This window comes from Nocardia sp. NRRL S-836, assembly GCF_001279525.1.
Lineage (GTDB): Bacteria > Actinomycetota > Actinomycetes > Mycobacteriales > Pseudonocardiaceae > Lentzea.
In genome coordinates, this window is sequence record NZ_LGDY01000089.1 from 82,846 (window position 1) to 95,034 (window position 12,189).

Genomic DNA, 12,189 nt, shown 5'->3' on the forward strand with positions numbered 1-12,189 from the left:
CCTTCTCGGAGGCCCGCGCTTGACCGACGCCCTGCGCGCCGGACCAGGTCCTCACCAAGGGCACCCCACCGCGGTTGGAGGGTTGCCGGCCAGCAAGCTTGGGCTTGACGCTGGCTCTCATGACCTGCCTACGACGTTAGCGGGCGCGTCACGATCCGTCGACACCTGATCACATCGTGAGAAGCGTCGGTCACCGACTAATCGCCGGTCTCGCCCTTCCACCGCGCGTAGCGACCGGCCCGGTCCACGGCCCGAATCCGCCGCTCAGCGCCGTCACGCGCCTCCTCGGTGGTCACGATGAGCAACTGGTCACCGGTCTGCAGGCGGGTCGTCGGCTGTGGCGTGAAGCTCTTGCCGGAGCGCACGACGAGGCTCACCGTGGCACCACCGGGCAGGCGCAGCTCCGTCATGTAGACGCCGTGCAGCTTCGACCCGCGCTGGATGTGCACCTGCAGCAGCTCGGCGCCGAGCTCGTCCAGCGGCGAGGAGTCGACCTGGACCTCCTGCGGTTCGCTCGCGCTGACCAGGCCGAGCCGGCGCGCGAGGAACGGCAGCGTCGTCCCCTGCACGATCGTCAGCACGATGACCAGCAGGAACACCGCGTCGACGAGTTGGCGCGCCCCCTCGACGCCCTGGATCACCGGGATCAGCGCGAACACGATCGGCACCGCGCCGCGCAGGCCGGACCAGGAGAGGAACGCCTGCTCCCGCCACGGCACCTTGAACGGCAGCGCCGCGAGCAGGACCGACAGCGGCCGGGCCACGAACGTCACCACCACGCCCGCGACCAGCGCGGGGAACAGCACGTCCAGCAGCCGCCACGGCGAGGCGTACAGGCCCAGCAGGACGAAGAGCCCGATCTGGGCGAGCCACCCGAGCCCTTCCGCGAACGACAACGTGTCGGCGCGGTGCGGCAGGCGGGCGTTGCCGAGCACGAGGGCGGCGACGTAGGTGGCGAGGAACCCGGACGCGTGCGCCAGGTCGCCCGCGGTGTAGGCGAGCACGCACACGGCCACGGTCGCGAGCGGGTACAGACCCGTGGCGGGCAGGGCCGCGCGGCGCAGGCCCGCACCGCCCAGCCAGCCGAGCGCGACGCCGATCAGCGCGCCCGCGGCCAGTTCGTAGACCACCAGCAGCGGCGCGGTCCAGGAGATCCGGTCGGCCGAGGCGAGCAGCACGACCGCGATGTACACCGGTGCGTCGTTGAGGCCGGACTCCAGTTCGAGCGCGCCGGTGAGCCGCGGCCCGACCCCCAGCGACCGCAGCACGCTGAACACGGCGGCCGCGTCCGTGGACGACAGCACCGCGCCCCACAGCAGCGCCATCCGCCAGTCGAGCCCGAGCAGGTAGTGCAACGCCGTGCCGGTGACCGCGACGCTCACGGCAACGGCCACTGTGGACAGTGCGACGCCCAGCCGCAGCGACGACTTCACCGCGTGCCACCGGGTGGTGAGCCCGCCCTCGGTCAGGATCAGCACGAGCGCCGCGATGCCGAGGGACTGGGTCAGGCCGGCGTCGTCGAAGTTGATGCCGAGCACCGACTCACCCAGGAGCACGCCGATGCCCAGGTACAGCAGGAGTGAGGGCAGCCCGAGCCGGATCGACACCCTGACCGCGATCACGGAGATCAGCAGGACAGCGGCGCCGATGCCCAGGACAACCGTGACATCACCCACCCGGACCATTCTGGTTGATCACCACCGGGTTGGACGAATCCGGCTCGAACCCGACGTTCGCACCTAGCGCGGTCCATGCGCGGTGCAGCATGTTGATCAGTGGCTCAATCCCTACCCCCTGCACGGAGTTGAACCATGAGGATCATGATCGCGCTGGCGGCCGCCTTGATGGTGGCCGGAACCACGTCAGCGCACGCGGCCGCTCCGGCGGCCCTGGCCGCACCGAACATCGACGTCGCGAAGGTGCAGGCGCACCTGTCCCAGTTCCAGTCGATCGCCAACGCCAACGGCGGCAACCGCGCCCACGGCCGGCCGGGTTACCTGGCCTCGGTGAACTGGGTGAAGGGCAAGCTCGACGCGGCCGGCTTCACCACCCGCGTGCAGTCGTTCTCCAGCAACGGGGCCACCGGCTACAACCTGATCGCGGACTACCCCGGCGGCGACGAGAACAACGTCGTCATGCTCGGCGGCCACCTCGACAGCGTCAGCGCCGGCCCCGGCATCAACGACAACGGCACCGGTTCCGCCTCGATCCTGGAGGTCGCCCTCCAGGTGAAGGCCACCGGTTTCGCGCCCTCCAAGCACCTGCGCTTCGCCTGGTGGGGCGCGGAGGAGCTGGGCCTGGTCGGCTCCACGTACTACGTGAACTCGTTGACGACCACCGAGCGTTCGAAGATCAAGACCTACCTGAACTTCGACATGACCGGCTCGCCCAACCCCGGCTACTTCGTCTACAGCGCGTCCGGCCAGCCCTCCGGCTCCCTCGCGCTGCAGCAGCGGCTGCAGTCCGGCTTCAGCGCGATCGGCGTCCAGACCGAGCTGACCAGCGTCGGCGGCCGTTCCGACCACGCCGCGTTCGCCCGTGCCGGCATCCCGGTCGGCGGCACCTTCACCGGTGCCGAGGGCATCAAGACCGCGGCCCAGGCGCAGAAGTGGGGCGGCTCCTCCGGTGTCGCGTTCGACCGCTGCTACCACCGGTCCTGCGACACGCTGTCCAACGTCAACGCGACGGCGCTGGACCGCAACGCCGACGTGATCGCCTCCACCCTGTGGGCGACGGCGGCCTGATCCCGTTCCGCTGAGCTGTTCCGCACGGCCGCGCCGGATCCTGCTCCGGCGCGGCCGTGCGGCATTCGGGCCTGCCACGGGCGGCGCCCGGCCGCGATCATGTGCCGGTGAGCGAGGCAGGGGCGCGGCGGCAGCGGGTGTTCATCAGCTACTCACGGCGTGAGTTCGCCTTCGCCGAGGAGACCGCGGCCGTGCTCGCGGAGCACGCCGGGCTGGACCCGTGGCTCGACGTGCAACGGCTGCGGCCGGGCACGGACTGGGAACGGGCCCTGGACGACGGGCTCGACCAGGCCGACGTCCTGCTGCTGCTGGTGTCGCCGAGCGCGATCGGCTCGGCGTACGTGCGGCACGAGTGGACGCGGGCGCTGGACCGCGGCATCCCGGTGCACCTGGGCGTGGTCGAGGCCGCCGACCTGCCGGAGGAGCTGCACGGCCTGCCCGTGCACGACCTGCGCACCCGGTTCTGGCGCCGGGCCGCCGCGCTCGGCGACGCCATCGCCTCCCCGGTCGTCCAACCGGCCACCGCCGCTCCTCGCCCGAACCGGTGGGGCCTGCCGCGCCTGCCCGTCCCGGTGCTCGCGACCGTGGTGCTGGCGGCGTTGACGCTGGCCGGTCTCGGCTGGGCGTGCGTGCTGGTCGTGGCAACGGACCTCCGCATCGCGGGCCTCACGTTCGACCCGTTCGGCGGCACCGGCTGGACCCGCCAGACCGCGTTGACCGCACTGCGGCAGAAGTACTGGCTCGCCCTGCTCTTCCTGCTGGTGAGCCTCACCGTGATGGCGATCGCGGCCCTGGTCGGCGTCGCGGTCGCGGGCGCCGGTCTGCTCCGGCGGCGCAGCAGGGCGAGCACGGTGCAGTACGCGTTCCTGGCGGCCGCGGGGACGGCGCTGGCCCTGGGCTACCTCGCACAGGTGGTGGCCGGCACCGTGCGGCTACCGGGGGTGGCCGACGGCTGGTACGTGGAGGAGCCGCTGCGGACCGAGCTGTACGGCACTCCCCCGGAGGTGACCGGCGCCCTGAACACGGCGACGGTCCTCGCCATCGCCGTGCTGGTGTGCGCCTTGGCGGGCTTGACGGTCATGACCGCCGCCCGCACGGTGCGCCTGTGGCTGCCCACCGCAACCGGCCCGCGCCGCCGGCATCTGCCGGTGCTCAGCTACAGCGAACGCGTCAAGGCGTTCACGGCGTGGCCCGGCTACTACGCGAACCTCCCCGCCGACCAGAAGGGCGTCAACCCGCGACTGGTGCTCGAACACTTCCTGGCCGAGTGGGCGGCCCCGTCCGGGCAGCGGGACACCCCGGCGGTCGGCGTGCGCTGCCTCGCGCCCGCCGACGAGCCGGTCGCGCGGGAGATCCGCGCGGCCTGCCGCAGAGCGGGCCTGCCCGAGTCGGCCACACCGCGCTGGACGCTGGTGCTGGTCAGCTCGCAGGTCGCCTGGGCGGACGCCGCCGAGACCATCCGCTCGCTGGGCGCCAGGGCCATCGGCGTGCTGGTGGACACCATGCCGCTCCCCGCCGACGACGAGGACCTGCGCCGCCACCAGTGGCTCGACTTCCGCGAACGCCGCACCGACACCCTGCTGTTCCTGCTGTCGTCACTGCGCTCCCCCGCGGCCGAGCCGGTGCGCGACGGCATGGCCCCCACCCCGCTCGTGCCCGACCGCTTCCTCGCGCCACCCGAGGTCCGCGTGTTCGCGCACTACTGCCGCACGGCACCGGCCTTCGCCGTCGCGTTCTCCCTGGCGTGCCTGCTGTTCCGCCCTCTGGAGTGGCAACCGCTGACCCTCGGCGCACTGGCCACCGCACTGCTGTGGTGCCTGCTGCGCCTGGACCGCCTGGTCGCCACCCGCACGACCACCGCCGCCGGCTTCCGCGGGCGCTACTGGACGGCCTGGACGCTGATGGCGCTGTGGACCGGTGTCGCGATCTCGATCCTGTACACCCCCGTGCTGGCCGATCACGGCGCCTACCCGCCCGGCCGCGGCGAGCCCGCCGTCCTGCTCCCGGTGGTGCTGGTCCTGCTCCTCGTGCTGCTGGCCAACACCGTGTGCTTCGCGCTGCACCGCCCGCTGCGCCGACGCTGGCTGCCACCGGCCGTGACCCGCACCCGACCGCCACGCGTGAGCACCGGCGCGTTCACGGTGATCACCCCCGTGCTGGCGGCGGCCGGCCTGATGGTGGCGCTCTCCGTGCAGCTCACCCGTCTTCCGTGACCCGCTGGGTCAGCACCCGCACCGCCTCGTCGAGCACCGGTTCGACGAGCCCCGGCAACGTCACCGACATCTGCGCCTGCCCCAAGTAAAGGCTGAACGCGATCAACGCCCTCTTCCTGGCCTGTCCCGGCGCGAACCCCAGCTGCTCGAACAACGCCGTGAGGTACCCGAGCCGCTTCTGGCTGACCCGCTCCAGCACCGGCGCGACCACCTCGTGGTCGGCGGCGGCCTGCAACGCCAACTCCACCGACCCCTTGCGCGTCCGGTCGAGCACCGTGGCGAACAACGTCCGGAGCCGGTCGCGCGGACCGTCCTGCGCCTCGACCAGCTCGATGACCTTCTCGGTGTGCTCCCGCTCCCACCGCTCGACCGTGGCGCGGAGCAACTCCCGCTGGCTCCCGAAGTGGTGGTAGACGCTGCCTTTCGTCGCTCCCGCCCCGGCCGCGAGCGGTTCGATCGCGACAGCGCCGACCCCGCCCTCCGCCAGCGCTCTCAGCGCTATCTCAGTCCAGTCGTCCCGCGTCCTCCGCACCACGCTTCCATACGCTACCGTACGGTCAACGGAACATACGCCAGCGTATGGAGGGGGTTCTCATGATCAGGAACGTGCACTCGCGGGACCTGGGCGTGCCGGCCGGACCGTTCGTCGCCCGCATCCAGGAGCTCTGGCCGCCCGCCTGGGGCAAGCAGGAGTTCGACCGCCCGCTCGGCGTCGGCGCCGACGGCGGCCACGGCCCGATCCGGTACCACTGCACGGAGTTCGTGCCCGGCTCGTCGATCACGTTCGCGTTCTCCAGCGGCGAGGGAACGCACACGTTGTCCGCGTCGGGCACCGTGCTGACACACGAGCTCGTCGGTGACTTCCGCCTCGCCACGCGACTGCGGTGGGCGCTCGTGGTGCGGTGGCTGCACGACGCGTGCCTGGAGGACTTCCTGGACGGCTGCGAGCGGGCCGCGGGGAGGGAGCCGGCGAGACCGGCCCGGTGGTCGCCGTGGGTGCGGGCGGTCCGGCAGGTGGTCGGACTGCTCAGCCGCCGGCAGGCGGTGCGGGTGTGAGGCGGTGCCGGGCAGGCGCCCGCTGAGCGCGGCAGGCACGCGGTGAACCCGCCAGGCATTCGGTGAACCCGGCAGGCACGCGAGGGCGTCTCCTCGGTGGCATGCGGCTGCCACGGACGCGGCACGGGGCCGTTTCCGGGAAACCTCCCCGGAAACGGCCCCGCAGAGCCAAGATCACACGCGCGCGACGGCCACCTTCACCTTGGCGCCGTCGCCGACCGTGCCCTCCGCGACACCGGCGCCGAACACGACCGCCGACGTCAGGGTCTCGGACTTCACGAACTCCAGGTGCGGTTCCACGGCCGAGCGGACCTCGGACGGCAGCTCCAGCGTCAGCGTGATCCGGTCGGACACGTCCAGCGCCGCGTCCTTGCGCGCCTGCTGCACCACCCGAACCAGGTCACGCGCGACACCCTCGGCCTCCAGCTCCGGGGTCACCGCCGTGTCGAGCACGACCACGCCCGCACCACCGGGCAGCGCCGCCGTGGCGGCCGGATCCGTTGCCACCAGGCGCTGTTCGTACTCGCCCTCGAACAGCTCGACACCGGCGGCCACGACCTGACCGTCCACAAGGGACCAGTCGCCCGCCTTGACCGCCTTGATCACCTTCTGCACGTTCGGCCCGAGCCGCGGACCGGCCGCACGCGCGTTGACGACCAGCTGGAACTGGCCGTACGCGTCGACGTCCGGGGTCAGCGACACCTCCTTGACGTTGACCTCGTCGCGCACGATCTCCGCGAAGTCCTCCAGCGCCGCCGCCGAGGGCGAAGCGACCGTCAAGCGTGCCAACGGGAGCCGCACGCGCAGCTTGTTCGCCTTGCGCAACGACAACGCCGTGGAGCACACCGCGCGCACCTCGTCCATCGCCGCCACCAGCGCGTCGTCCGCGGGCAGGTCGGCGACGGCGGGGAAGTCCGCCAGGTGCACCGAACGGCCACCGGTCAGCCCGCGCCACACGACCTCGGTCGTGTACGGCAGCAACGGCGCCGCAACGCGCGTGACGACCTCCAGCACCGTGTGCAGCGTGTCGACCGCGTCCTGGTCACCGGCCCAGAACCGGCCACGCGACCGCCGCACGTACCAGTTCGTGAGCACCTCCAGGTACTCACGGACCAGCTGGCAGGCACCGGAGATGTCGTAGACGTCCATCGCCGCGGTGACGTCGCGCACCAGGTCGTGCGTCTTCGCCAGCGCGTACCGGTCCAGCACGTGCTTCGAGTCGACCCGCCAGGTGCCCTCGACGCCCTCGGCGTTGGCGTACAACGCGAGGAAGTACCAGGAGTTCCACAACGGCAGCACGGCCTGGCGCACCGCGTCGCGGATGCCGCGCTCGGTCACCACCAGGTCTCCGCCGCGCAGGATCGGCGAGGCCATCAGGAACCACCGCATGGCGTCGGAGCCGTCGCGGTCGAAGACCTCGTTGACGTCCGGGTAGTTCTTGAGCGACTTGGACATCTTCTGGCCGTCGTCACCGAGCACGATGCCGTGCGCCACGCAGTCGCGGAACGCCGGCCGGTCGAACAACGCCGTCGCGAGCACGTGCAGCGTGTAGAACCAGCCGCGGGTCTGCCCGTTGTACTCGACGATGAAGTCGCCGGGGTAGTGGTTCTCGAACCACTCCGCGTTCTCGAACGGGTAGTGCACCTGCGCGAACGGCATCGAGCCCGACTCGAACCAGCAGTCGAGCACGTCCGGCACGCGGCGCATCGTCGACTTGCCGGACGGGTCGTCCGGGTTCGGCCGGGTCAGCTCGTCGATGTGCGGGCGGTGCAGGTCGGCCGGGCGCACGCCGAAGTCGCGCTCCAGCTCGTCCAGCGACCCGTACACGTCCGTGCGCGGGAACTCCGGGTTGTCCGACACCCACACCGGCAGCGGCGAGCCCCAGTAGCGGTTGCGCGAGATGTTCCAGTCGCGCGCGTTCTCCAGCCACTTGCCGAACTGGCCGTCCCTGATGTGGCCGGGCACCCAGTTGATCTGCTGGTTGAGCTCGACCATCCGGTCCTTGAACTGCGTCACGGCGACGAACCACGCCGACAGCGCGCGCTGGATCAGCGGGTTCGCACAGCGCCAGCAATGCGGGTACGGGTGGTCGTAGGTCTCGTGGCGCAGCAGCAGACCGGCGTCCTTGAGGTCGCGGATGATCTGCTTGTTGGCCTCGAACACGTGCACGCCCGCGTACGGCGGCACCTCGGCGGTGAACGTGCCGTCGGAGCCGACCGGCACGACGACCTCGATGCCCGCCGCGTCCGTCACGACCTTGTCGTCCTCACCGAACGCCGGTGCGATGTGGACGATGCCGGTGCCGTCGTCGGTGGTCACGTAGTCGGCGGTCAGCACCTGGTGGGCGTTCTCGCGGCCGACGAAGAAGTCGAACGGCGGCAGGTACCTCTTGCCGACCAGGTCCGACCCCTTGTACCGGGCGACGACCTCGGGCTCCTCGCCCAGCTCACGCGCGTAGGCGGCGACGCGGGCCTCGGCCAGCAGGTACTTCTCGCCGTCCGAGCCGACCACGGTCACGTAGTCGACGTCCGGGTGCACGGCGGCCGCGAGGTTGCTCGGCAGCGTCCACGGCGTGGTCGTCCAGACCAGCGCCCTCTCACCGGACTCCAGGCGCAGCGCCACCGTGACGGCCGGGTCCTGCCGGTCGCGGTAGGCGTCGTCCATCTTGGTCTCGGTGTTGGACAGCGGCGTCTCGCAGCGCCAGCAGTACCACAGCACCCGGAAGCCCTCGTAGATCAAGCCCTTGTCCCACAAGGCCTTGAACGCCCACATGACGCTTTCCATGTAGTCGAGGTCGAGCGTCTTGTAGTCGTTGTCGAAGTCGACCCAGCGGGCCTGACGCGTCACGTAGTCGCGCCACTGGTCGGTGTACTGCAGCACCGACGTGCGGCAGGCCTCGTTGAACTTCTCGATGCCGAGCGCGTCGATCTCGTTCTTGTGCGTGATGCCCAGCTGCTTCTCGGCCTCGTACTCGGCCGGCATGCCGTGCGTGTCCCAGCCGAACCGGCGCTCGACGTGCTTGCCGCGCATGGTCATGTAGCGCGGCACGACGTCCTTGACGTAGCCGGTCAGCAGGTGGCCGTAGTGCGGCAGGCCGTTGGCGAACGGCGGGCCGTCGTAGAAGACGAACTCGTTGTCCTCGGCCGGGTTGCGGTCGATGCTCGCCTGGAAGGTCTCGTCGTCCTTCCAGTACCCGAGCACGTCCTGCTCGAGGTTCGGAAAGGACGGCTGCGCCGGGACCTCGTTCTGTCCGGCCCTGGGGTAGGCCATCTCCACTGCTCCTCGCGGTCAGATGCGACACACGCGAGGACGACACGCCGATGTGGCTCGGCGAGCCGCGGTACCACCCCGCTTGCCCACCGCACGGGTGAGCCGCTCGTTCTTCGGCTGTGACGGGCCGGTCCCGTCCGGTTCTACTGAGGCTCGCGCCCGTTCTTCCGGAGGCTCCCCGGTGATGGCCGGATCGGTGCCTGTGCCTACAGGGTAACGGGTGGGCGCAAACCGTATGCTCACGCGATGACGTTGACCACCGCGCTGTCGATCGTGCTGGCCGTCCTGTTCGTCGCGACCGGTGCCGGCAAGCTCGTGGGGGCGCGGAGGTCGATCGAGGCCCGCGACCACTTCCGCATGAGCGCGGCGCTGTGGCGCACGATCGGCGCGCTGGAGTGGGCGGGCGCGGCCGGGCTGGTCATCGGTTCGTTCGCCTGGGAGTGGGTGGCGCACGCGGCGACGGTGGGTCTCGGGCTGCTGATGGCCGGCGCCACGATCACCCGGCTGCGGTACGACTCGAAGGCGGCCGGTGTCGTCGTCGACCTGGTGCTGCTGGGATTGCTGATCATGCTGCTGTTCCTGGACCGCTGACCGCGGCCGGCTAACGATCGCCGTCCCGCGGCTCGAGCACCACGATCCGCGCACCGCCCGGGTCCGGTATCCGCCGGACGGCGCGGCGTCCCCGGTGGAGCATGACCGCGGGCACCACGAGCAGCGCGAGGGCGACAGCACCCACCGGCAGCCAGAGCGGGAACCCCGGCGGCGGCAGGGTCTCCTCGACGTAGCGCACGAGCTTCTCGCGCACCGGCCCGGCGGCCCCGGCCAGTGCGGCCGCCTGCACGTCGCCGGGCACGATCTCCAGGGTGCCGAGCGCGGCCGCCCGCGCGAGCAGCCGCGCGTCCTGCGCGGCCGTCCACTCCCGCCCGGCACCGGCCGGGTCACCTTCGGCGGCGGCGATGAACACCGGCCGGTCCAGCTCGGTCAGCGCGGCCGCCGCGTCCAGCACGTGACCGCCGAGCGTGGTCCGCTCGAACGGCGACAGCAGGAAGAGGGCCGCCACCCGTGGGAGGTCGTGCGCGGCCACGGCGAGCGCGGTCGCCCCGGTGCCGGCACCGCCCGCGACGATCGAGGTGGCGCCGCGCCGTTCGAGCTCACGCGCGGCGGCGACGACGTCGCGGTCGAACCGGAAGCTCTGGTCGAGGCCGACGAGCTCGGGGCGTCCCTGGTACACGAGCACCCGGTAGCCGCCGTCCTCCAGCTGCCGGGCGAGCGGCAACCAGTCGCAGACGCCCTCGGTCAGGCCGGGCACGAGCAGCACGCCGCTCGACCCGCTGCCCAGCACCAGTCCCGTGAGCTCGAGGTCGTCCTCGGTCCGGAACGTGATCGCGTCCCCGCGCAGGTCGGCCGGAACGCACTCGTCCAGCTCGGGACGCGCCGAGGCACCGGTCGCGCCGGCGAACAGCACGAGCACGACAACGACGGCAACGTGGAACGCGGCTCTCAGCGGCACCGCACCTTTGTAGCGCGCGGCACGACGCCACCGGGCCGGAACCGGCCAAGCGGGCGGATCGGGCTCACGCGGAACGGCTCCTGCGCACCAGGACACCGTCCGGGGTGCACACACCGCAGGGCGTGAAGCCGAGCTGACGTGCTTCCTGCACCGGGAGGCCCAGCGTGGGCCTCCCGGCGAGCCAGGAACACGAGCTCAGGTGGTACCGGGGCCGCTCGTCCAGCACCCGCACCTCGTCCACCAGGTCGGTCACCGCGAGCAGGTCTGCCGCGTCGGTGTCCTCTTCCGGTGGTTCCTCGTCAGCGGGCGGCGTGTCGGCGGGCGCCGCAACGACCACCTGTTGATCATCGGCCACACCATGTTGATCTACACTCTGGGTCGCGGCCGCGGGGTCCCCCGGACGTCGTCGCCACCAGTCCCACGCGAGGACCAGGGCGGCGAGCACGCTCGCCCCCACGGAAGACCATGCCCAGATCGTGTTGGACGTGGTCAGCGCGGGAACGAGCAGCCCGAGGGCAGCCAGCACCAGAAGCAGAACTACGAAGAGCACCTAGCGAACAGTAGTTCAGCCCGCTTCGGCGCGTGCGCCGAAGGAGTAGCCCTGGGAACGGCCCTCGGACGGAGCGGCGGGGCCGCGGTCCTGGAGGTCGCGCAGGGACGACTCGAGCATCGTCTTGAGCCGGGTGCGGTACTCGCGCTCGAACGTCTGAAGCTTGTCGATCTGCTTCTCGAGCGTGTTCTTCTCCTGGGTGATGTTGCCCATCACCTCGGCGTGCTTGCGCTGCGCGTCGCGGTCCAGGGCGGTGGCCTTCTCACGGGCCTGCCGCTCCAGGGTCTCCGAACGCGTCCGCGCGTCGTTGAGCATGGTCTCGGCACGCGTGCGCGCCTCGTTGACCATCGTGTCGGCCTTGGCACGGGCCTCGGACAGCAACTGCTCGGACTTCGTGCGCGCCTCGGACAGCATGCCGTCCGCCTCGGCCTTGGCCTCGCCGGTCAGCCGGTCCGCCATCTCCTGGGCGAGGCCCAGGACCTTCGCGGCCTGCACGTGGTGGTCTCCGCCACCACCGGGCGACGTCTGCTCCATCACCGAGGGCGGCGGGACCGGCGCCAGGCGGCGCGGCTCCTCGACCGGCATACGGCTCGTCACGGGGCCGGAAGAAGCCTTCGCACGCGCGTCGTCGAGGTCGGCGCGCGCGGTCTCGAGCTGCTGGTCGAGCTGCTCGACCTGCTGACGGAGGTCGTTGTTCTCCTCGATCAAGCGGGCCAGCTCGCCCTCAACCAGGTCGAGGAACGCGTCCACCTCGTCCTCGTTGTAGCCCCGCTTGCCAATCGGCGGCTTGCTGAACGCGACGTTGTGCACGTCAGCGGGGGTCAACGGCATCGGATCACCTCTCGC

Annotated in this window: 10 protein-coding genes and 1 riboswitch; of the genes, 4 read left to right on the forward strand and 6 right to left on the reverse strand. The window is 71.4% G+C overall.

Annotation, left to right across the window (positions count from 1 at the left end; translation table 11 throughout):
- Positions 1-10: 10 nt before the first annotated feature.
- Positions 11-125, reverse strand: a riboswitch (SAM riboswitch).
- Positions 126-197: 72 nt separating this feature from the next.
- Positions 198-1,676: a potassium/proton antiporter gene (locus ADL03_RS09890; RefSeq protein WP_157528427.1), complete on the reverse strand. Its 1,479-nt coding sequence runs from the start codon at positions 1,674-1,676 to the stop codon at positions 198-200.
- 135 nt (positions 1,677-1,811) lie between these two features.
- On the opposite strand from ADL03_RS09890, the gene ADL03_RS09895 reads away from it, so the two are divergent.
- Both ADL03_RS09895 and ADL03_RS46810 read left to right on the forward strand, forming a co-directional pair.
- Entirely contained in the window at positions 1,812-2,744 is a 933-nt protein-coding gene (locus ADL03_RS09895; RefSeq protein ID WP_053733070.1) for a M28 family metallopeptidase, read from the forward strand.
- A 107-nt stretch (positions 2,745-2,851) separates the two neighbouring features.
- On the forward strand, positions 2,852-4,957 hold the full coding sequence (locus ADL03_RS46810; RefSeq protein ID WP_197288236.1) for a toll/interleukin-1 receptor domain-containing protein: 2,106 nt from the start codon (positions 2,852-2,854) through the stop codon (positions 4,955-4,957).
- Here the strand turns inward: ADL03_RS46810 and ADL03_RS09905 are convergent.
- Positions 4,941-5,492 carry a TetR/AcrR family transcriptional regulator gene (locus tag ADL03_RS09905; protein WP_053733072.1) on the reverse strand — a complete coding sequence of 184 codons (552 nt, stop codon included), beginning with the start codon at positions 5,490-5,492 and terminating at the stop codon, positions 4,941-4,943. The two genes, ADL03_RS46810 and ADL03_RS09905, sit on opposite strands and share 17 nt — an antisense overlap.
- Positions 5,493-5,551: 59 nt before the next feature.
- Here ADL03_RS09905 and ADL03_RS09910 point away from each other — a divergent pair, with 59 nt between their 5' ends.
- Complete coding sequence (locus tag ADL03_RS09910) at positions 5,552-6,013, forward strand: hypothetical protein (RefSeq protein WP_053733073.1); 462 nt, start codon at positions 5,552-5,554, stop codon at positions 6,011-6,013.
- A gap of 174 nt (positions 6,014-6,187) precedes the next feature.
- Here the strand turns inward: ADL03_RS09910 and ileS are convergent, their stop codons facing one another.
- Positions 6,188-9,283 (reverse strand): isoleucine--tRNA ligase, encoded by a 3,096-nt coding sequence (gene ileS / locus ADL03_RS09915; protein ID WP_053733117.1) that lies wholly within the window; start codon positions 9,281-9,283, stop codon positions 6,188-6,190.
- A gap of 246 nt (positions 9,284-9,529) precedes the next feature.
- Between ileS and ADL03_RS09920 the strand changes: the two genes are divergently transcribed.
- Positions 9,530-9,874 (forward strand): DoxX family protein, encoded by a 345-nt coding sequence (locus ADL03_RS09920; RefSeq protein ID WP_053733074.1) that lies wholly within the window; start codon positions 9,530-9,532, stop codon positions 9,872-9,874.
- A 10-nt stretch (positions 9,875-9,884) separates the two neighbouring features.
- On the opposite strand, the gene ADL03_RS09925 is transcribed toward ADL03_RS09920, so the two are convergent.
- The 3 genes from ADL03_RS09925 to ADL03_RS09935 form a co-directional block, all read right to left on the reverse strand.
- The gene (locus ADL03_RS09925) at positions 9,885-10,793 is read right to left on the reverse strand and encodes an alpha/beta hydrolase (RefSeq protein ID WP_053733075.1); all 909 of its coding nucleotides are present in this window, start codon (positions 10,791-10,793) and stop codon (positions 9,885-9,887) included.
- Positions 10,794-10,857: 64 nt separating this feature from the next.
- The gene (locus ADL03_RS09930; RefSeq protein WP_053733076.1) at positions 10,858-11,343 is read right to left on the reverse strand and encodes a hypothetical protein; all 486 of its coding nucleotides are present in this window, start codon (positions 11,341-11,343) and stop codon (positions 10,858-10,860) included.
- Positions 11,344-11,358: 15 nt separating this feature from the next.
- Entirely contained in the window at positions 11,359-12,174 is an 816-nt protein-coding gene (locus ADL03_RS09935) for a DivIVA domain-containing protein (RefSeq protein ID WP_053733077.1), read from the reverse strand.
- Positions 12,175-12,189 lie beyond the last annotated feature (15 nt).